The sequence below is a fragment of the Mumia spirodelae genome (assembly GCF_050632745.1).
Taxonomy (GTDB): Bacteria; Actinomycetota; Actinomycetes; order Propionibacteriales; family Nocardioidaceae; genus Mumia.
This window is the reverse complement of the sequence record NZ_JBODSD010000006.1, coordinates 1-19,656: the sequence shown is the minus strand read 5'-3', so window position 1 is coordinate 19,656 and position 19,656 is coordinate 1. Positions and strand designations below refer to the sequence as shown.

At 72.2% G+C, this 19,656-nt stretch carries 15 protein-coding genes; 11 read left to right on the top strand and 4 right to left on the bottom strand.

What is annotated here, in order from left to right:
• The first annotated feature begins 26 nt into the window (after nucleotides 1–26).
• Entirely contained in the window at nucleotides 27–719 is a 693-nt protein-coding gene (locus ACQSSQ_RS22470) for a hypothetical protein (RefSeq protein WP_431329382.1), read from the top strand.
• A 272-nt stretch (nucleotides 720–991) separates the two neighbouring features.
• Nucleotides 992–1,393 (top strand): hypothetical protein, encoded by a 402-nt coding sequence (locus ACQSSQ_RS22465; RefSeq protein WP_431329381.1) that lies wholly within the window; start codon nucleotides 992–994, stop codon nucleotides 1,391–1,393.
• Between the two features lie 19 nt (nucleotides 1,394–1,412).
• Here ACQSSQ_RS22465 and ACQSSQ_RS22460 read toward each other — a convergent pair whose 3' ends face one another.
• Nucleotides 1,413–6,182 (bottom strand): family 78 glycoside hydrolase catalytic domain, encoded by a 4,770-nt coding sequence (locus ACQSSQ_RS22460; RefSeq protein WP_431329380.1) that lies wholly within the window; start codon nucleotides 6,180–6,182, stop codon nucleotides 1,413–1,415.
• 210 nt (nucleotides 6,183–6,392) lie between these two features.
• On the opposite strand from ACQSSQ_RS22460, the gene ACQSSQ_RS22455 reads away from it, so the two are divergent.
• A complete protein-coding gene (locus ACQSSQ_RS22455) occupies nucleotides 6,393–7,811 on the top strand; it encodes a glycerophosphodiester phosphodiesterase family protein (protein WP_431329379.1) in 1,419 nt (472 codons plus the stop codon).
• A 91-nt stretch (nucleotides 7,812–7,902) separates the two neighbouring features.
• Here ACQSSQ_RS22455 and ACQSSQ_RS22450 read toward each other — a convergent pair whose 3' ends face one another.
• The 3 genes from ACQSSQ_RS22450 to ACQSSQ_RS22440 form a co-directional block, all read right to left on the bottom strand.
• The gene (locus ACQSSQ_RS22450; protein WP_431329378.1) at nucleotides 7,903–9,822 is read right to left on the bottom strand and encodes a CocE/NonD family hydrolase; all 1,920 of its coding nucleotides are present in this window, start codon (nucleotides 9,820–9,822) and stop codon (nucleotides 7,903–7,905) included.
• Between the two features lie 136 nt (nucleotides 9,823–9,958).
• Nucleotides 9,959–11,323, bottom strand: coding sequence for a collagen-binding domain-containing protein (locus tag ACQSSQ_RS22445; RefSeq protein ID WP_431329377.1), 1,365 nt, complete (start codon nucleotides 11,321–11,323; stop codon nucleotides 9,959–9,961).
• Between the two features lie 102 nt (nucleotides 11,324–11,425).
• On the bottom strand, nucleotides 11,426–11,941 hold the full coding sequence (locus ACQSSQ_RS22440) for an NADPH-dependent FMN reductase (RefSeq protein ID WP_431329376.1): 516 nt from the start codon (nucleotides 11,939–11,941) through the stop codon (nucleotides 11,426–11,428).
• Nucleotides 11,942–12,069: 128 nt separating this feature from the next.
• Between ACQSSQ_RS22440 and ACQSSQ_RS22435 the strand changes: the two genes are divergently transcribed.
• The 8 genes from ACQSSQ_RS22435 to ACQSSQ_RS22400 all read left to right on the top strand — a co-directional run bounded on the left by ACQSSQ_RS22435 (nucleotide 12,070) and on the right by ACQSSQ_RS22400 (nucleotide 19,607).
• Nucleotides 12,070–12,561, top strand: a complete 492-nt coding sequence (locus ACQSSQ_RS22435) for a MarR family winged helix-turn-helix transcriptional regulator (protein WP_431329375.1) — start codon at nucleotides 12,070–12,072, stop codon at nucleotides 12,559–12,561.
• A gap of 167 nt (nucleotides 12,562–12,728) precedes the next feature.
• A complete protein-coding gene (locus ACQSSQ_RS22430) occupies nucleotides 12,729–13,757 on the top strand; it encodes an ABC transporter substrate-binding protein (RefSeq protein ID WP_431329374.1) in 1,029 nt (342 codons plus the stop codon).
• A complete protein-coding gene (locus ACQSSQ_RS22425) occupies nucleotides 13,754–14,617 on the top strand; it encodes an ABC transporter permease (RefSeq protein WP_431329373.1) in 864 nt (287 codons plus the stop codon). The genes ACQSSQ_RS22430 and ACQSSQ_RS22425 overlap by 4 nt, the downstream gene beginning before the upstream one ends.
• Nucleotides 14,614–15,387 (top strand): ABC transporter ATP-binding protein, encoded by a 774-nt coding sequence (locus tag ACQSSQ_RS22420; RefSeq protein WP_431329372.1) that lies wholly within the window; start codon nucleotides 14,614–14,616, stop codon nucleotides 15,385–15,387. The genes ACQSSQ_RS22425 and ACQSSQ_RS22420 overlap by 4 nt, the downstream gene beginning before the upstream one ends.
• The gene (locus tag ACQSSQ_RS22415; protein WP_431329371.1) at nucleotides 15,384–16,430 is read left to right on the top strand and encodes an ABC transporter substrate-binding protein; all 1,047 of its coding nucleotides are present in this window, start codon (nucleotides 15,384–15,386) and stop codon (nucleotides 16,428–16,430) included. Before ACQSSQ_RS22420 ends, ACQSSQ_RS22415 begins: the two co-directional genes overlap by 4 nt.
• Nucleotides 16,427–17,452, top strand: a complete 1,026-nt coding sequence (locus ACQSSQ_RS22410) for an LLM class flavin-dependent oxidoreductase (RefSeq protein ID WP_431329370.1) — start codon at nucleotides 16,427–16,429, stop codon at nucleotides 17,450–17,452. Before ACQSSQ_RS22415 ends, ACQSSQ_RS22410 begins: the two co-directional genes overlap by 4 nt.
• Entirely contained in the window at nucleotides 17,452–18,663 is a 1,212-nt protein-coding gene (locus ACQSSQ_RS22405; RefSeq protein WP_431329369.1) for an LLM class flavin-dependent oxidoreductase, read from the top strand. The genes ACQSSQ_RS22410 and ACQSSQ_RS22405 overlap by 1 nt, the downstream gene beginning before the upstream one ends.
• Nucleotides 18,660–19,607 carry an ABC transporter substrate-binding protein gene (locus tag ACQSSQ_RS22400; RefSeq protein WP_431329368.1) on the top strand — a complete coding sequence of 316 codons (948 nt, stop codon included), beginning with the start codon at nucleotides 18,660–18,662 and terminating at the stop codon, nucleotides 19,605–19,607. Before ACQSSQ_RS22405 ends, ACQSSQ_RS22400 begins: the two co-directional genes overlap by 4 nt.
• Nucleotides 19,608–19,656: the final 49 nt, after the last annotated feature.

Genomic DNA, 19,656 nt, shown 5'->3' with positions numbered 1-19,656 from the left:
CACCGCCCGCGACGCAAGGAGGATCCGTGGCCAAGAAGAAGAGCAGCAAGGTCGAGGTCGAGCTGCGCCGGCGCATCGCCGAGCTCGAGAAGGCGCTCGACGATGCGACCGGCCGTCTGAAGCGTGCCCGCAAGGACGCCGACAAGGCACGCACCGACGCCGAGAAGGCGATCCGCAAGGCGTCGAAGTCGGCCCAGCGCAAGATCGCCGAGACCGTCGACGCGGCACGCGACGAGCTCGTCCGCCTGCGGACCTCGGCGGTCAAGAAGGCGTCGGGCGGTTCCGAGCAGCCGGTCGAGGTCTCGTCCCCGCCGTCGGAGGCGGTCGCGAACGCGAGGTCGACGGCGACGCCGGAGCCGACGCTGCGGAAGGTCGCTGCGCGGGACGTGCCGAAGGAGCGCACGCCGGTGAAGAAGTCGACGGCGACGACCAAGAAGGCCGCAGCGAAGAAGACGACGGCGAAGAAGTCGACCGCCAAGAAGAGCGCGGCGAAGAAGTCGGCCGCCAAGAAGACGACCGCCAAGAAGACGCCGGCCAAGAAGTCGACCGCCACGGAGCCGAGGTCCAGCACGGCACCCTCCGCCACGTCGGCAGCGGCGCCCGCCGGGTCGTACGCCTCCATGACCGTGGTCGACCTGCGCAAGGCGGCGCGCCAGAAGGGTGTGAAGGGCTACTCGTCCCTGTCGAAGACCCAGCTCGTCGCCCGCCTCGAGGGCTGACCTCGCGGGGGCCTTTCCTCCGGCGCGCTAGGCTCGACGACGGCGTTCGCGCCAGCTCGATCTCGGGAACGGAAAGGCCCCCCACGTGTCCTCACGCGCCTCGCGGCGTCGCCGCGCCCTCGTCTTCGTCGCCGCAGCCCTCGCGGGCTTCGGCGCGGTCTCCGTCGCCGTCCGCGCGGTGCGCACGTCGTCCTAGGCCTTGCGCCCGCGGAGCCGGCGCGTCTAGCGTGTCGCAGATCCGTGACCCGCCGGACGGTGCCAGGAGTGGACCGATGAGCCCCGACGACCCTCGATCCCTCGTCGCCGACCCGCCGTACGACCTGGGCGTCCGGGCACGCCCCGTCTCCCACGTGCACTGGATCCGCGACTTCGAAGCGTCCACCTGCACCGCTGTCTGCACCTGCGGGCTGCGGCTGCGCGACCTCCCGGACGACCTCCTGCGAGTCCCCGGCCACCTCGACCCCACCCTGTGGCAGCCGACGTCGCTCGTCCTGGGCTTCGCGCCGCCAGAAGCGGACTGGTGGTCCGACGAGGTGCTCCCGTCGGACGCGCCGTGGGTCCGCGCGCACTGCCAGACCTGCGACCAGGACGAGGGTCCGTACCCCGCGGAGACCGTCGAGCGCCCGAGCGACATCCACCTCTGCCGGCTCGACCCCGACGACTGGGTGTACTGACCCCCGTCCCGTCCCGACCTCAGGGGGCGTAGACCTCGAGCTCGGCCAGCTGCAGGCGGTGGTAGCCCGCCCCCGACTCGTCCGGCGAAGGGCGTCCCAACGTGTGCGTCCGCAGGCGCACGTACCGTCCGTTGCCCTGGACCTCGTACCCGAGCGGCCGGCTGCCGTCGGTGGCCTGACCGACGAGCGAGCGGAGCGTGCGCCAGGTGGTGCCGTCGTCGGACACCTCGAGGTCGAAGTCGAGCGGGAAGTTCGCCCCGCTGGTCCCCCGCCCGTCGCCCGGGACCTCCGTCCGCGGGTACACCCACACGCTCCCGAGGTCGCGTGCCGTCCCGAGGTCCACGGTCACCCACTCCTCGGAGTCGGGCGTGGTGCTCCACGGATCGCTCGTGTAGCCCTTCGACGCCGCGGTGCTCTCGCGGACGCCGTCGGTCAGGTTGGCCGCGGACCAGCCGCAGCAGCTGAGGGTACGACGTGCCGTCACCGGACGGCGTGCGGCGAGGTTCGCCGCCTGGTCCGGCACCTGCGGAGCGCGGTCCAGCGCGACCTGGTCGACCTGGAAGCGACCGCCCCAGGCTCCCGTGTTGCTCCCGCGGAACGCGATCTCGACACCCGTCACCGAGGTTGCCGACCAGCCGCGCAGGTCGACCTCCACCTTGTTCCACCGGTCCGGCGTGATGCGGACGACCTTCTCGTACGGGTCCGCGCCCTCGCCGGTGACGCGGAGCCGGACCTCCGACACGCTGCCGCCCCCTCCGTACGCGTTGACGTAGGCGAGCAGGCTCGTCGCGTCACCGACCGCGATCGGCGCGGACGGCGTCACCGCGACGGTGCGCCACGCGTTGGCGGGCTGCCCGGCGGCCGGGCTCGCCTCGAGCGCACCCGTGCCGAGGCGGGGTCCGCCCGGCCCGTTCGCGAACGAGCGCACCGACTCCACGGTCGCGGTGCCGGCCCCCGCGGTCCAGCCGTCGAGGCCGCCCTCGAAGTTGAAGAGCAGGTCCATCCCCGCCGGCAGGCAGGCCTCGCCGGAGGGGTCGGCGGAACACCCGGGTCCTCGGAGGTACGCCTCGCCGCGGACGCGACCGACGAAGGCTCCGTCGGCGTACACGTCGAGGACCACCCGTCCCGTCGCGCTGGCGCCGTCGGACGCGGTGAGCGAGAGCTGCGCGGTCGCGGTGCCGTCGGCCGGCACGGTGAAGACGCGCTCGTCGGAGAGCGTCCATCCGTCCGGCACCGTCACGGGACGAAGCTCGACCTCGGTCGCACGGGTGGGGCTCAGGTTGCGCAGCGGCACGCTCAGCGTGGCGGCCTCGCGCGCCGTCACGACGCGCGGCGCGACGGCCAGCGCGCCGACCTCGACCGGTGCCTCCACGACCGCCTCGACGGTGAACGGGTGGTCGACCGCGATCCCCTTGACCTCGTACGACACGGTGCCCGGGACGACGACCGGCCCGAGCTCCTGCGCCTTCGCGACGGTCACCTCGACGCGCGCGGTCGCGGACGCCTTCGGGCCGATCCGTGCGGGCAGCGCCCCGACGGTCTTGACGGTCCACCCCTCGGGCGGGTCGAACGCGAGCCCGTCGGTGGACAGCGCCGTACGGCCGGTGTTCTCGACCCGCACGTCGACCGTGGTCGTCTCCCCCGGTAGCAGCCTCCCCGCGGCGGTGGCCCTGACGGTGACACCGTGCGCCCTCGAGACCTCCGGGGCGAGCAGGCGCGCCACCCGGTCGACGAGCGGACGCAGCGACCCGTACCCGGCGTCGCTCAGGGAACCGCGGCGGTTCTCCCACGCGACCGCGGCGACCAGCAGGTTCGTGAGCCGCAGGGCGACCGCCGTCGCCTCGTCCGCGGGCTCGGCCTGCCCCTTGATCCGCAGCGCCGACGCGACCCGGACCGAGGCGTCGGCCGCGGTGGCGGCCGCGCGGATCCGCAGGCGCCCGGCGTTCGACACGTCGCCGCTGCGCTGGAGCCGGTCGACCTCGGCGCGCACGGCGGCCAGCCCGTCCTCGGCCCGGCGCAGTGCCCCGGCCGTGCGGTCGACGACCAGCTCGTACGAGCCGGAGCCGAGCGTCACCACGGCGTCCTTGCCCGACGCCTCGACCGTGCGGACGCCCGGGCGGTCGACGGCGTAGCCCAGGCCGCGACCGGTCCCCTCCAGCACGTCCTCGACCGCGGCGCCCGGCACGCGGACCTCCGCCGTCGCGCCCACCGGGACGGTGACCCGCTGGACGAGGCCGCCGTCACGGTGGAACCAGTGCGTCGACGCGTCGCCCCGCGGCGTACGGATCGTCGCGCGGGCCTCGTCGAGCGCGGCGTGCAGCTCGGGATCGACGCGCAGCGTCGCGTACCCCGTCGAGTCCGCGGTCTGGCCGAGGCCGGCCACCCGGTCGTACAACCAGGCGTCGATCGAGCTGAACATCGGGTGGTTGAGCGAAGAGGCCCCGCGCCAGTCCTCCCAGATCGTGCCCGGACCGTTGGCGAGCATGTAGCCCCAGCCCGGGTACTCCTCGTTGCGGACCACGTCGAGGACGAGGTCGGAGCGGCCGTACGCGGCGAGCGCCTCCGGGATGTACTTGATGCCGGGGAGGCCGCCGGTGAAGTGGCCGTCCTTCGCCTCGACCTGCGCGACGAGCGTCGCCAGCACGTCCTTCTCACGGCCTTGCGGGACGACGCCGAGCAGCAGCGGGAAGGCGTTGGAGAACTGGCTCGGGCCGTACGTCGCGTCGACGTCGTCGAAGTAGCGGGCGTTGATCGCGTCGCGCACCTGCGTGGCGCGGTCCCGGAAGCGGGTGGCGTCCTCGTCGTGACCGGTCTGCGTGGCCATCGCGGCCATCTCGCGCAGCACCCAGAAGTAGAAGGCGCTGCGGAAGAGCGTGCCGTCGGTGCTCTCGACCGCGACCCAGTCCTGACCCCACTGCTGCGACGGCCGCGTCACCAGACCGCCGGAGGTCGTCGTCTCGACGTAGGCGATCCAGCGCGCCATCGAGTCGTAGTGCGAGGCGACGACGCGGTCGTCCCCGTACGTGCGCTGGAGGTAGCCCGGGATCAGCACCGTCGCCGCCGCCCAGGCCGGGTCCGAGCGGTTCTGCCAGCCGGAGGTCGGCTCGACCGGCACGATGTCCGGCACCTGGCCGTCCGGCCGCTGCGCGTCGGACATGTCGGTGACGAACTTCTCGTAGAACGCCTGCATGTCGTGGTTGTTCACCAGCGCCTCGGCGGCGATGTGCGCGTCGGCCATCCAGCCGCGCTTCTCGCGCGTGGGCGTGTCCTCGGGGATGCCGTGCAGGCCGTTGAGCTGCGTCTGGACGTTGGCCACGTGGAGCTTGTTCAGCAGGGCGTCGGAGCTCGCGAAGGAGCCGCTGCGCGCGACGTCGTTGTGGATCTCCTGCGCGACGAGCGTCGACCCCGTCGGGGCCTCGGTGAGCCCGGTGACCTCGACCCAGCGGAAGCCCGCGTAGACGAACCGCGGCTCCCAGTCGACCGCGCCGGCATCCGCGGCGGTGTAGCGGCTGGTCTGCGCGGCACCGATGACGCCGTTGTCGACCCGGCCGCCGGTGAGGCGCTCGCCGTGCTTGATCGTGACGGTCGCACCGGCGGGCAGGGAGGCCCGCAGACGGGTCCACCCGGACATGTTGGTCCCGAAGTCGAAGACGTAGACGCCGCTCGCGGGGTTGGTGACCGCGACCGCCTCGTGGCTGCGGGTCACGCGCATCGGCTCGTACTGCGCCGAGGTCAGGGTACCGATCGCTCCCGGCACGACGGTCGCGGCGCTCCACGCGGAGGCGTCGTACGCCGGCGCGTCCCACCCGGCGACCTCGCGCCGCGCGTCGTACGTCTCGCCGTTGAAGCGGTTCGCGCGGACGACCGGGCCCGCGTGCGAGCTCCAGCCGTCGCCGGTGCGGAGCGTGGTGGTCGTGCCGTCGGCGGTGGTCACGCGCAGGAGCGCCAGCACGTCGGAGTCCTCGCCGATCTGCAGGCCGAGGACGTTCGCGCCGCCGGCGACCAGGTCGGTCACGTCGTAGGTGCGGTAGAGCGAGCGCACGCGGCTGTCGACCGGCTCCCCCTGCAGGCGATCGTCACCGATGCGCGTGCCGTTGAGGGTGGCCTCGTAGATGCCGCGGGCGAGGCCGAAGTTCTGCTCGCAGCAGATTCCTTGGCCGTCGGGTCCGCGCTCGAAGCTGCCCCGGCCCGCGACGTACAGGCGGGCGTTCGCGACCGTGCCCTCGACCTCGACGTCGCCGCGCAGGTAGCTGCCGCCCGCGGCCTTCGACGCCGGCGAGATCCACCGGGCGCCGTCCCAGTCCTGCGTCGCGAGCAGGCCGGTCTCGAACCGGGCGGGCTTGCTCCAGGCGCTCGCGCGACCCGCACGGTCCCAGACCCGCACGCGCCAGTGGTACGCCGTCGCGCTCGCGAGCGCGGTCCCGTCGTACGCGATGCCGAAGCTCTTCGCCGACGTCGTCTTGCCGCTGTCCCACAGGTCGGCGTCACCGGCGTCCAGTCGTGCCGCGGTGCTCGCGACCTCCACCTCGTACGCCGACTGCGCCTGGTCGCGCACGTCCGACGCCAGGACCCACGACAGCCGCGGGCTCGTGGCGTCGACCCCGAGCGGCGACACCTGGTTCTCGACCTCGAGATCGCCGACGCGCAGCGGCGACGGGTCCGTGCCCTGGGCCGACGGCGCGGCGACGGCTGCGGGCACACCGACCCCGGCGGCGGCCAGCGCGACCCCGACCGCGGCGACGACCGCCCGGCGGGAGACGGATGACAGGACGGATCTGGTCGCACTCACGGCGGCTCCCGGGGTCGTCACGGTTGAATCGATTCAACTCTCTGACCGCTGAAAATATGAGGCAGGTCACACCAGGTCAAGCGGTGTGCGGGTGCGTGACCGGTTCCGGCCACCGGACCGACCGGATGCCCAGCGCCGTTCAGGTCGGGTTCACCGCCCCGTCGACCGGGTCCACGAACGTGAGGGCGACTCCACGACGAAAGGACCCTCATGCCGCGGAACACCCCGTCCCGCAAGACCCTCGGCGTCGTCGCCGCCGCGCTCACCGTCGGCGCCCTCGCCGCCGGCAGCACGGCGTACGCGGCCGGCCAGGAGCGTGGTCACGACTCCCGCCCCGCGCTCCAGGCGATGCTCCTCGACCACGGCAAAAGCGCCCCGTTGATGGTCGCGGCCCACCGCGGGCAGTGGCGCGACGCCCCGGAGAACTCGCTCGAGGCGATCGAGCTCGCCATCCGTGACGGTGCCGAGGTCGTCGAGATCGACGTCCGCCCGACGAAGGACGGCCACCTCGTCCTCATGCACGACGACACCGTCGACCGGACGACCAACGGCAAGGGGAGACTTGCCGATCTGACCCTCGAGCAGGTGAAGTCGCTGCGCCTCAGGGAAGGGCTGGGCGGCGCGCAGGCAGCGGTCACGAGCCGCACCGTCCCGACGTTGGAGGAGGCGATGCGGGCGCTCGACGGTCGTGCCCTGGCGAACCTCGACAAGGGCTGGCCCGTGCGCGAGCAGATGTACGACGCGCTCGAGGCGACCGGCACGGTCGAGCTCGGCCTGTTCAAGGGCAGCCCCACGGTCGGGGAGGCCGCGAGCTTCATGGCCGAGCACCCGGACGCGCACTACGTCCACATCGTCGACGACGCCACCGCCGGCTCCATCGGCACGTTCCCGGGACGCCAGCCCGTGGCGTACGAGGTGGTCTTCGACAGCCTGGACGACCCGCAGGTCCAGCCCGAGGCGCTCGCAGCGATCGCGCGGACGAGCAGGATCTGGATCAACACGATGTGGGACGGCCTCGCCGCGACCTACACCGACGAGGCGAGCCTGCGCGACGAGGACCTCGGCTGGGAGCCGGTCGTCGACGACCTGCGGGCGAGCATGGTCCAGACCGACAACGTGAAGGCGCTCGACTACTGGCGCGACGGCGGCGACCTCGACCGCTACGGCGTGCAGCCGGGCAACCGCACGGTGCGGGTGCAGGCCGAGGACTACGCGCCCGGAGGCGAGGGTGTCGGCTACCACGACCTCGACCCCAACCGCTGCACCGTCATGCGACCCGACGAGGGCGTCGACATCTGCCTGCAGCGGGGCGCGGTCGGGGTGAACTGGATCCGCGGCGGCGAGTGGCTCAAGTACGAGGTCACGGTCAAGAAGTCCGGGACCTACCTCGTGTCGGGACGCGTCTCCTCGCCCTACTCCCCCGCCGGCACGGTCGTCCTCGACTGGGGCGCCGCGCAGAGCACCCCGATCGCGGTGCGCAACACCACGAACCACGGTGTCTTCGCGCTCCAGCCGTGGGAGCTGCGCCCGCTGGAGAAGGGGACGCACGAGGTCGTCGTCCGGATGCCGGAGGGGCCGTACCAGAACTGGAACCTCGACTACCTCCAGCTGGACCTCGTCCAGGGCTGAGGCCCCGTCCCCGATCTGTGCGGCTACGACAGGATCGCGTGGCGACTTCCTTGTCGGACCGCACAGATCGGGGACGAGGCGGGGGCGAGGGTCAGGCGGTCTCGTCGAGCAGCAGCGGGAGGCGCTGCGCCGGCTCCGGTGCGACCTCGCTGCGCTTCGGCAGCCAGCCCCAGCTCGCCGCCCACGTCGGGTGCGGCAGCGCGAGACCGGGCAGGACGAAGCTCGACTTCGCCAGGTCCAGCGTGTACGTCGACGCGGTCGTGTCGACGTTGCGGACCCGTCCGTTGGCCGCAGCCACGACGACCACGCCGAGGCGGTGGCCCTTCGCGACGACGGCGTCGTCCGGATCCAGGGTGACGGTGACGTCGTGCGTCCCTGCGCCGTCCAGGCGTGCCCAGCCGCGGCCCAGGACCTGCAGCGGCGTCGTCCCGATGTTGCGGCTCATCGTGAAGTAGCACGCGTCGTCGCTCGGGGTCGACGCGCCGACGCACGTCTCGGTGGTCGTGGTCGAGGCACCGTCACCGGTGGTGAGCACGCGGTCGTCCTCGCCGTAGTCGACCAGCATCACGCCGACCTGTCCGGTCGCGACCTCGGTCGTCACCCGCAGCTTCGCGACCATCGAGCCGCTCATCCGCGCGTCGGTGAGCAGCGGTGAGGTGGCGTAGAGGAGGCGGTTCGGGTTGACGCCCTCGGCGACAGCGGTGTTCTCGCGCTGGCTGGGTGCGTTCACCCAGCTCTGCGTGGTCTTCGCCACCGGTCGGCCGAGCGCGCCGTCGGCCTGGGGACGGAGCGTCGTGGTCGTCAGCTGGACCGGCCAGGTGTACGACTCGACCCAGCGGTTGGGCTCGGTTTCCACCTTGACGCGGGGCTCCAGAAGGATCGCGTTCTTGATCCCCATCAGCTCGTGGTCGAACCAGCGGTGCAGCGTCCGCACCCACTCGTCGCGGTCGATGTCGAACGGGTCGACGTGACCGACGCGGCTCAGCCACATCTTGCGCGTGACGCCGGCCTTGCCGAGCTCCTCCCACCACGTGGAGAAGTGCCGCGTCTTGACGTTGGTGTCCTGCAGGCCGTGGTAGATGAAGACGCTCGCCTTCACGTTCTGCGCGTTCAGCGCCACCGAGTCGCGGTAGTTGCGCTCGTCCCAGAACGCGTTGTGCTCACCGGTCTCGTCGGCGTCCTCGTCGTTCATCCGCTGCAGCGTCGCCGAGCAGTCCTGCGGCTGCGTACGGTTCGTGGCCACCCGGGCGGCCAGACCGCTGGAGTAGTTCCAGCTGTACGGCAGGCCCTGCGAGCGGCTGTAGTCGTACCAGGAGCTGATCGCGCTGATCGGCACGATGGTCTCGAGGCCCTCCACCCCGGTCGCGGCGACGCCGTTGGCGATCGTGCCGTCGTAGCTCTTGCCGATCATGCCGGTCTTGCCGTTGGTCCAGTCGGCCTCGACGGGGTTGCCGGCCGCGTCCACGGCTTCGGCGTTGCCGTTGAGCCACTCGATCACGGCCTTGATCGACCCGATGTCGGACTTGCCGCCGGTGTCGACGCAGCCGGTCGAGCGGGAGGTGCCCGCGACGTCGGCAGCGACGTACGCGTAGCCGCGCGGCACGAAGTAGTTGTCGTAGAACAGCGGGAACTTCTCGAGGTTGCCCGCCGCGTCGAAGGTCTTGCACTCGGCCTCGTTGCCGCGGCAGAGGCTGGTGTAGTAAGGGCTCGCGTCCATGACGACGGGCACGTCCACGCCCTTCGCGTCCAGCTCGCGGGGTCGCACGATGTCGGCGGCGATCTTGTCCTTCTGACCGTCGCCGTCGAAGTCGGGGGCGATCACCCACACCGTCTCGCGGATCGCGTCGGCGTAGCTGTAGACGGGCGAGGACACGCCTCCGGACAGGACGTACGGCTTCGGGGCGGGCGCGGCGGTCGCGGTGGCGGTGGTGCCCGCGACCAGCGCTGATCCGGTGAGGGTGAGGGTCAGCAGGACGCCGACGGCGGTTCGGGATCTGCGAGTCGGATGCATGGCCGGAGTCTGGCGCAGCGCACGTGGGTCGGCAATCCGTGAAGGCCCGTCCCCGTTGTGAAGGGTTTCGGTCGGTATTTCCCTCCCGGAATCAACCCGAACCCTTCACAACGGGGACGGGGGCGCGCGCGTGGGGTCACGCCCGGCGTCGCGCCCCCAGGCCGATGCCTGCTGCCCCTGCCGCGAGGAGCAGGGCTCCGGTGAAGAGCAACCAGCTCGGCGCACCGCCAGTGTCGGGGAGGACGCCGGAGCCGTCACCGTCCTGTGTGTCCGTCGCGCCGGAGATCCCCTGGGACGGGCTTGCCGTCGGCGTCGTCGGCGCATCGGTCGGCGACGTCGGCTGCGTGGGCGTGGTGGGCTCCGTCGGGGTGGTGGGCGCGGTCGGCGCGGTCGGCGCGGTCGGCTCGGTGGGCGCGGTCGGCTCCGTCGGGGTCGGCGTCGGCGTGGGCTCGGTCGACACGCAGTCGATCGTGCCGCGGAACGGGAAGTCGTGGATCTCGCTGCCGGTGCGTCCCTTGCCGTCCGCCGCCCCGTGCACGAAGCGCTGCGCGATCACGTTGCCCTCGATGTTCTGGGCGGCCGACCACGTGAGACCGGCGCGCGGCGCGTAGAGCGTGCCCTCGACCGAGTCGCCCCCGGTGAACGTCACCGCCGTCGCGGTCGGGAAGTTCCACAAGATCCACGGCGCGTTCGTCCCGCTGACGCCGGCCTGGTTCGGCATCCTGCCGTCGTACTCCTCGCCGGACACGTTGACCAGCAGCGTCGTGCCGGGCTGGGGCGTGGTCCCCCGGAAGCTGAGCTCGCCGATCCCGGCAAGCTCGTCCGCCGCGAGGTTCAGGACGTTGGTCCGCCCCTCGTCGAGCGTGAGGTAGACCTGCGCACCGGCCGGGATCGGCGACGGGAGGGCGGCCCCGTTCGCGTCGGTCGGACGGACGCTCTGCTCGCAGCGTCCCATCTGCGCAGAGAGGTCGCGGTACTGCGTGAAGGCGCCCGCGACGTCGACCAGGTCGCCGACCGGGGCACCGACGGACTCGGGCGCCTGGTGTGCGGTGCCCTCGATGCGCGGGGTGGTGTCGTACGCCGCGCCCCGCGGCACCACACGGTAGTTGACGGCCGCCCCGTTGCTGTCCCGGTCGAGCGCGGTGAAGTTCGAACCCCCGACCTTGGTGAAGCCTCCGTCGAGCACCCTCAGCAGGCTGCTGCCCGAGCGCGACCAGTCGACGTCGCCCCCGACGTACAGGGTGAAGGGCTTCGCGTCTCCCGCCGCGGTCGGCGTCGTGAAGCCGCCGGAGCCGGGCTTGAGCATGACGTTGTAGCCGTCGGCGAAGCGGAGGTCGCCGCCCAGCGCGACGGTGCCCTCCGACTCGCCGCCCGCGAGGACGACGTCGTCCTCGACGAACACGAGAAAGCTGCTGTTGGCCGGATCGGCGTCGTCGATCCGGACGGGGTTGATCCCCGCGTCCGCCGACGCGGGAGATGCCGTGAGTGCGGCGACGGCCACGCCCGCACCCGCAAGAAGGAGTCTGAATTGGGCAGGTGTCCGAGAAGTCACACAAGGCACTCTGCCATGAGTTCTTGGACAAATGTCCAGGTCCGGACCGCCTCAGGCCGTGAGGTCGGACACGTGGATGCCGGCCACCGCACGAACCGACGGCGCCCAGCGCTCGACGTACGCGTCGGACGCGGTCGGGTCGTCGTACTGGCTGTCGCGCAGGTAGAGGCCTGGCGCGACGACGGTGGCACCGAGCTCGACGAGGACCGGGCGTAGGAGCAGCTCGGGGGCGAGCGCGTGGGTGGGCCCCGCTCCGAGCATGAAGGGAACGGCCACCACGCCGGCCAGCCCCGTGCCGGTCGCGAACTGGTCGAGGAAGACCTTCAGCAGTCCGCTGTACGTGGCCTTGAACGTCGGGCTCGCCACCACGACGAGGTCGCTGGACGCCACGGCCTCGACGGCAGCGGTGACCGTCGAGTCGCCCCATCCGAGCACGCCTGGACCGAGCGTCGCGACGTCCACGACGTGGTCGGGCGCCTCTCCGGTGAGTCGCGTCGCGAGCGTGACCGCGGCCTCCAACGTGCGCGACGCGACCTTCGGGTTCCCGGTGACCACAGCGACCTGCATCGGCACAACCTCTCGTTCTCTGGCTCGAAGTCGACAAACCTGATCGTACTTGTCCAGAAAGAGTAGTCGTCACGTGCTCGTGATGGATCCGCCCGTCTCGGATGCCAAGAAGCGGCTACGGTCGGCCCATGGTGGTCAATCGCGCGGAGCGGCGTCCCACGATGACGGCCGAGGCGCGCTTCAGCAGTCCCGGTTTCCTCCTGGCCCACATCGGTCGCGTCGCTCAGGCGTGGATCACCGAGGCGCTCGAGCCGCTCGGGCTGCTCCCCCGCGAGGCGGCGGCGCTCCTCGTGCTGCGCGAGCACGGCGAGCTGTCCCAGCAGCGCCTCGGCGAGCTGCTGGACATGGACCCGAACTACCTGGTCTTCGTCGTCCGCAAGCTCGAGGGGGACGGCCTGGTCACCCGGACGACCGACGCACAGGACCGTCGTCGGCGCCTGATCGCGATCACCGCCGAGGGGCGTGCCCGCCGCGACGCCGCGGATGCCGCGGTGACGACCGTCGAGGAGCGACTGACCCGCGGGATCAGCACCGCCGACGCCGCACGCCTGCGGCGCCTCCTCATGACGGTCGACGCGAACACCGGCGCCCGTCGAGGGGTGACCGACCCGCGTTCGTGAGGCGCCCGGCCCGACGCCGCCGCGTCCAGACTTCCGTTCAGCAGGACCACAACGAGGGCGCGGACGTCTCGGAGAATGATCATGGGCTAATGACTATCTTTTCGATAGACATAGTGGGTCGACGACCCGGTCCGCACCAGCGGACCTCGCCCTCCGAGGAGATCCTCATGTCCCACCGCACCATCCGCCGGTCCCGCACCCGTCTGCGCAGCGCCGCGGTCGCGCTCGCCGCTGTCGTCGCCACCGCGACGCTGGCCGCGTGCGGGGGCGAGGACGCCAGCGCCGACTCCGACGCGACCACCGTCTTCAAGCTGGGCGACCCGGGCAACTCCGGCGTGCTGGCCTACGCCAAGAAGACCGGCGTGCTCGAGAAGAAGCTCGCCGAGGCCGACGCGACGATCGAGTGGGGCGGGTCCTACGCCTCGTTCACCGCGACGATCGACGCCGTCCGTGCCGGCGACGTGAACGTGCTCGAGGGCGCCATCTCGCCGGCGATCGGCTACCTCTCGACCAGCGACGACCTCAAGATCTTCACCGTCGCACCACGTCCGACCGACCCGAAGGCGCCGGTCGGCGACGGCCTCGTCGTCCCGAAGGACAGCGACGTGACCTCGATCGACGAGCTGGTCGGCAAGAAGGTCGCGGTCAACAAGGGCGGTCGCGGCGAGTACCTCCTCGACCTCGCCCTCGACGACGCCGGGATCGCGCACGACGCGGTCGAGAAGGTCTACCTCAACCCGGTCCAGGCCGCCGGCGCGTTCAGCTCCGGCAAGGTCGACGCGTGGTGGGCCATCGTCCGCGGCTACCCGACGGCGGTCGCGCAGGGCGCCAAGACGATCGTCACCAGCAACGAGGTCGGCGACAACGACCTCACGATCTTCGCCGCGCGCACCGAGGTCGTGAAGGAGAACCCCGAGGCCTTGAAGGTCTTCCTCGACACCGTCACCGAGCTGACCGAGGAGTCGACGAAGGAGCCGGAGAAGTTCCAGAACGTCTTCACCGACTCCGGCCCGACCGCGGTGGAGGGCGCCGCTCTCGAGCGCGACATCGAGGTGCAGCGCTACTCGACCCCGTTCGCTCCGGTCACCGACGCCGACATCGCCACCATCCAGGACGTCGCCGACTACTTCTTCGAGAACGGCCTCATCAGCCGACCCGTCGAGGCGACGTCCGCAGCCGTGAAGCTCGGGTCATGACGGCCGTCCGCACGGATGAGCTCAGCACGCCGGCCGCCACGACGCCGACCGACGAGGGACTGCGCGAGCCCCGGTTCCTCGGCAGCCGGGAGCGCAGCAGAGTGCTCTCGATCGGGATCCGGTTCGCCGTCCCCGTCCTGCTGGTCGCGGTCTGGCAGCTGGCCTCCAGCCGCGGATGGCTCGACCCGGAGATCCTCGCGTCGCCGTCCTCGGTGATCACCGCGGCCGAGGAGCTGTGGGAGAGCGGGCAGCTGACCGAGTTCCTGGCCGCCTCCGCCCGGCGAGCAGCGCTCGGTGTCTCGCTCGGGGTGACGATCGGTCTCGTCCTGGGCGTCCTGTCCGGGATCTCCGCGCTCGGCGAGGAGGTCATCGACCCGACGATGCAGATGTACCGCGCCGTCCCGTTCCTCGCGCTCGTCCCGCTGCTGCTGTCGTGGTTCGGCGTCGGCGAAGGGTTCAAGATCATCCTCATCGCCGTGTCGGCGGTCGCCCCGATGTACGCCTACACCTACCTCGGCGTGCGCGGCGTCGACCGCAAGGTGGTCGAGGCGGCACGTGGCTACGGGTTGTCCGGGATCCGGCTGGTGTGGTCGGTGATCCTGCCGTCGGCCCTGCCGAACATCCTGATGGCCCTGCGCATCTGCCTCTCGGTCAGCCTCACCGGCCTGATCGCCGCCGAGCAGATCGGTACGACCACCGGTATCGGCTACCTCGTCGCCCTGTCGCAGCAGTACTTCCGCAACGACTACATGGTCCTGTGCATCGTGCTGTACGCCGTGATCGGCGTCCTCATCGACCTCGGGATCCGGCTGCTCGAGCGCGTCTCGATGCCGTGGCGCTCGGGGGTGGCGAGCCGATGACCGCGACCACGGCCACCCCCGCGCCCCCGCGTGCCGCCACCGCCGCGGTACGCCTGCGCGGCGTCAGCAAGACCTACGGCGAGAAGGTCGTGCTCGACCGGCTCGACCTCACGATCGCTCCGAGCGAGTTCGTCGCGATCCTGGGCCCGAGCGGGACCGGCAAGACCACCCTCCTGCGGCTGCTGTCGGGATTCGAACGCCCCGACGACGGCGAGGTCCTCGTGCCGGCACGACGGACGACGGTCTACCAGGAGCCGCGCCTCGTCCCGGCGCACCGCGTGCTGCGCAACGTCATGCTCGGCCAGCGCCGTACCCGGTCGAACCGGGCAGCGGCGCGCGAGGCCCTCGGCGAGGTCGGGCTCGGATCCCACGAGCGGGCCTGGCCCGCGACCCTGTCCGGAGGCGAGGCACAGCGCGTCGCGCTCGCGCGAGCCCTCGTACGCGATCCCCAGCTGCTGATGCTCGACGAGCCGTTCGCCGCGCTGGACGCCCTGACCCGCCTGCGGATGCACGACCTGCTCGACCGGCTCCGTGCCCGCCACCGGCCCGCGGTGCTCCTGGTGACGCACGACATCGACGAGGCCATCCGGCTCGCCGACCGCATCGTGATGCTCCGCGAGGGCAAGGTCGCGATCGACCTGCGCGTCGACGTGCCGCACCCGCGTCCGCTCACCCACCCCCGAGTCGTCGAGTACCGCACGCGCCTGCTCGCCGAGCTCGGCATCACCGAACCGTCCGCCCCGACCACCCCCGCGAAGGAGACCGCATGACCACGCTGCAGGACAGCACCGCGCTCGACCGGATCTGGTACACGCGCTGCCCGGTCCCGACCGCCTCGGGCATCGCCTACAACCTCGGCTGGCTCGACGAGGAGTTCGTGCCCGAGGGCATCGGCGTCGGCGTGCTCCAGGACGCCGAGCCGGAGATCGCCGAGCGCCACTTCGACCACCGCCTCGTCGGGCTGTTCCGCGAGGGCGGCAACGTCCCCGCGATCGTCGCCCGCTCCGAGGGGGCACCGACGCGCCTGATCGGCCTCACGTGGATCGACGAGTGGCAGTCGATCCTCGTCCGCGAGGACTCTCCCGTGACCGGGCCCGCCGACCTGCGCGGGCTGCGGATCGCGATCCCGGCCTGGGCGCAGGACCGTGCCCGGAGCTTCCCGCGGGCGATGGCGCTGCACGGGTTCGCCTCCGCGCTGCGCCTGGGCGGGCTCGGCTTCGACGACGTGGAGCGCGTCGAGGTCGAGGGACGTGCCGGTCGCGCACCGGGCAACGACCCGGCTCGCGCCGCGCTCTGGCCGGGGCTCGCCGAGCTCGCGGCCGGCGACGTCGACGCGGTGTACGTCAAGGGAGCACGCTCGGCCGAGCAGGCCCGCGAGCTCGGCGCCCGGACAGCGGTGGAGCTCGATGCCACCGCCGACCGGTCGTGGCGGGTCAACAACGGAACGCCGCGCCCGATCACCGTGCACGAGCAGCTGCTGGCCGAGCGTCCCGACGTCGTCGTCCGCTTCCTCGTGCGCAGTCTCCGGGCCGCGACGTGGGCGTCGACGCACGTGGACGACGTCCGCGCGATCCTCGGTCGCGAGGTGGGCTCGGGCACGGACGGGGTCGTGACGGCGTACGGCGACGACTTCCACCGCTGGCTCGCACCGACCCTGGACGACGAGCGGCTCGCGCTCCTTGACCAGCAGCAGCACTTCCTCGGCGAGCACGGGTTCCTCGCCGAGCCTGTCGACGTCCACGCGTGGGCCGCGCACGAGCCCTTGCAGGAAGCCCTGCGCATCCTGGCCGAGGACGGGGGCGAGGCCCGATGAGCGCGCGCTTCCTGGTGACCCTCCCGACCCGTGACGAGCGCGGGTGGGCGCACCTTCCGCCGTACGAGGAGAGGGCGCAGGCGGTCCAGGCCGCGGAGGTGGCCGCGATCGACGGTGTCGTGGCGCCGTACGACCTCGAGGGCGAGGAGTCGACCGTCGTCGTCAGCGACGCCCTGCGGCACTCGCGCTGGCTGCACGGCGTGCTCGAGTTCCACGTGAGCGACCTCAACCCGGTGTACGCGGCGAAGATCGCGGCGTCTTCCCAGCGCTTCCACGGTGGTCGGCTCGCGTGGGCTCCGCTCGTCGAGGCGCCCACCACGTCCCAGCGGCTCCCGGCGAGCACCGGCCTCGACGCCTGGTACGCCCGTGCCGACGAGTTCCTCACGGTGGCACGCGGCGTGTGGGAGAACGCCGGGTACGACCACGACGGCACCTACTACCAGGTGCGTGGTGGCGGGTTCCCGCAGGTGCGCGCCCACGGCTTCCGTGACGCGCTGGCCGGGCTGCCCTTCCCGCGGGTGCACCTCACCGGTACGAGCGACCACACCCTGGGCCTGTCCGCGCGGCACGGTGACGTCCACCTCTTCACCTCGCCGCGCGAGCGCGAGGAGCACGGCCCGCGGCTCGACGCGCTCGCCGACGCCGCCGGACGCACGGTGGCGCACGGACTTCGCCTCTCCCTGCTCGCACGTGAGGACGACGCGGAGGCACGAGCCGTCGTCGCCGCGCTCGAGGGCGCCGGCCCGGACCTCGTACCGCTGGCCTCCGGCGCCTCGTGGTGGGACGGCTTCGCCCGCCTCGGCCACGCCGTCCCCGGGGGTCTGGTCGGGTCGTACGCCGACGTCGCCGCGGAGCTGCGCGCGCTGACCGCTCCTGCGGACGGCACCACCGGCGTGGACACGGTCGTCGTCGACCTCCGTCCGCGTGTCGAGGAGACCTACCGGCTCGGCGAGCACGTCCTCCCGCTCGTCCGCACACCCTCCGCAACGACGACTCCCCTCGAGACGACAGGAGCACTCTGATGGTCGACGTCTACTGGCGGATCGGCACCCACGGGGACCAGCCGTCGCTCCGGCGACAGGTGTCCACGCGCGGTGACTGGTCTCCGCACGAGGCGGGCAGCATCACCCCGGCTCGCCGCGCAGGACTCCACGACGGCTACAGCTACCTCGACCACATGGCCGACGTGGCGAAGGCGGCGGAGGCGTCGGGATTCGTCGGCGGCCTCCTGCCGAGCTTCCCGTTCACCGACGACCCCTTCGCGGCGACGGCGTCGCTGGTGCGCGAGACCCGGACGTTCCGGTTCATGGTCGCGTACCAGCCCGGCTTCCTCGATCCCGTCCACGCGGCTCGGCTCTCCGCCAGCCTGCAGCGCGCGAGCGACGGCCGGCTCGTCTACAACGTCATCACCGGCGGCGGCGGACCCCAGCAGCTCTGGTGGGGCGACACCGTCGGCCACGACGACCGGTACGCCCGTACGGCGGAGTTCCTCGACGCCCTGAAGGGATCGTGGAGCACGACGCCGTACGACCTGGCCGGCCGCTTCTTCGACGTGCAGGGCGCGCACCTCCCGCCAGAGCTCGCCGCGCAGCCCGTGCCTGAGATCTACTTCTCCGGCTCGTCGGCGGCGGCGATCGCGACCGCGGGCCGGCACGCCGACTACTACCTGTCGTGGCTGGAGCCGTTCAGCGCCCTGGAGCAGAAGTTCGCGCAGGTCCGCGAGGAGAGCGAGCGACGGGGTACGCGGCCCCGGTTCGCGCTGCGGATCGAGATCCTGGCCCGACCGACCGAGCGCGAGGCATGGGCCGAGATCGAGCGGGGCTGGGCCAACGTCGACCCGGCCGCGCTCGACTTCGAGGCCCAGGGCGACTCCGTGGGAGCCGCGCGGGCACGCGGGTTCGTCACCCACCCCGTGCGGGGTCCGCGAGACCTCGAGGTCGAGCCGCAGGTCTGGGCGGGCTTCCACCTGCTCCGGGGCGGGCCCGCGTTCGGCCTGGTCGGGAGCTACGACCAGGTGGCCGCCCGTCTCGACCAGCTCGTCGAGCTCGGCGCCGACGCGTTCATCCTCGCCGCCGTGCCACACCTCGAGGAGGCGTACCGCGTCGGCAGCGAGGTCCTCCCCCGCGTCTCGTTCACCCGTACCAACTCGATCACCGGGCGCGAACCCTCGCGTCCCGCCGCCTGGCCGGCGACCCCGTCGGCTCCGTCCACCACCGTCAGGAGTGCTTCATGACCACCCGCGTCGGGTTCTTCCCGCACAACAACTCGCTCTTCGTCCTGCGTCACCGCGGCCTGCTCGAGCAGAAGCTCGACGACGTCGCCTGGGTCGACCTCCGCGAGCTGCCGACCGGTCCGAAGGTCGGGGTTCGCGACGGGCTCCCGACCCAGCACGCCGACCACCTCTTCACCGAGGAGGGCTACGACGTGATCGGCACCGGCTTCACCCCGCCGATCACCGGCCTCGGCCAGGGCCACGACCTCGTGTACATCGGCGTGTCGGAACCCCGGGTGGAGAACGGGCGTCTGGTGACCCGCGCCGACTCCGGCATCACGTCGGTCGAGGGTCTACGCGGGAAGCGGGTCGGCATCGGCCACGGCTCCTGGCAGACGACGCTGCTCCTCTTCGCGCTGGACCAGGTCGGGCTCGGCTGGGACGACGTCGAGCCGGTGGACGTCGGCGGGGACGCGGCCGACCTCTTCCTCTCCGGGGAGATCGACGCATGGACCGGGTCGTACCCGGAGCTCGCCGCCGTCGAGCAGGAGACCGACGTCGTGACGCTGGTCGAGACCGCGGGTCTCTTCAGCCACCCGTCGCTGTGGTTCACGCGGCGCGACTTCGCCGTCGAGCGGACCGCCGAGCTGGCCGCCGTCGTCGAGGCGCTGCAGGAGTCCGACGCACGGATCGTCGCGGACCCGCGCGAGGCGGCGGCGTACTTCGTGGCCGACGCCCAGGCGCACGGCCGCCCGGCGAGCCTGGAGGCGTGGGAGCACGCGCTCGCGACGCGTCCGTTCGGCATCACCGCCGTCGACGAGACGTTCCTCGACGAGCAGCAGCGTGCCGCCGATCTCCTCTTCGCCAACGGGCTCCTGCCGCGGCAGGTCGACGTCCGCAGCGCCGTGCTGCCGGAGGTCAACGCCCTCGTCGAGGCCTCGCGCACCGCAGCCACCCGCGCCTGACCCAGGCTCCGCCCCCTCCCCCGTCCCCGCCCCGCCCCCCCCCCCCCCC

What these genes read in the sequence shown, in the direction of transcription:
- ACQSSQ_RS22465 (WP_431329381.1), top strand. Translation starts at nt 992, where the DNA reads ATGAGCCCCGACGACCCTCGATCCCTCGTCGCCGACCCGCCGTACGAC.
- ACQSSQ_RS22455 (WP_431329379.1), top strand. Translation starts at nt 6,393, where the DNA reads ATGCCGCGGAACACCCCGTCCCGCAAGACCCTCGGCGTCGTCGCCGCC.
- ACQSSQ_RS22450 (WP_431329378.1), bottom strand. Translation starts at nt 9,822, where the DNA reads ATGCATCCGACTCGCAGATCCCGAACCGCCGTCGGCGTCCTGCTGACC.
- ACQSSQ_RS22440 (WP_431329376.1), bottom strand. Translation starts at nt 11,941, where the DNA reads ATGCAGGTCGCTGTGGTCACCGGGAACCCGAAGGTCGCGTCGCGCACG.
- ACQSSQ_RS22435 (WP_431329375.1), top strand. Translation starts at nt 12,070, where the DNA reads ATGGTGGTCAATCGCGCGGAGCGGCGTCCCACGATGACGGCCGAGGCG.
- ACQSSQ_RS22430 (WP_431329374.1), top strand. Translation starts at nt 12,729, where the DNA reads ATGTCCCACCGCACCATCCGCCGGTCCCGCACCCGTCTGCGCAGCGCC.
- ACQSSQ_RS22425 (WP_431329373.1), top strand. Translation starts at nt 13,754, where the DNA reads ATGACGGCCGTCCGCACGGATGAGCTCAGCACGCCGGCCGCCACGACG.
- ACQSSQ_RS22420 (WP_431329372.1), top strand. Translation starts at nt 14,614, where the DNA reads ATGACCGCGACCACGGCCACCCCCGCGCCCCCGCGTGCCGCCACCGCC.
- ACQSSQ_RS22415 (WP_431329371.1), top strand. Translation starts at nt 15,384, where the DNA reads ATGACCACGCTGCAGGACAGCACCGCGCTCGACCGGATCTGGTACACG.
- ACQSSQ_RS22410 (WP_431329370.1), top strand. Translation starts at nt 16,427, where the DNA reads ATGAGCGCGCGCTTCCTGGTGACCCTCCCGACCCGTGACGAGCGCGGG.
- ACQSSQ_RS22405 (WP_431329369.1), top strand. Translation starts at nt 17,452, where the DNA reads ATGGTCGACGTCTACTGGCGGATCGGCACCCACGGGGACCAGCCGTCG.
- ACQSSQ_RS22400 (WP_431329368.1), top strand. Translation starts at nt 18,660, where the DNA reads ATGACCACCCGCGTCGGGTTCTTCCCGCACAACAACTCGCTCTTCGTC.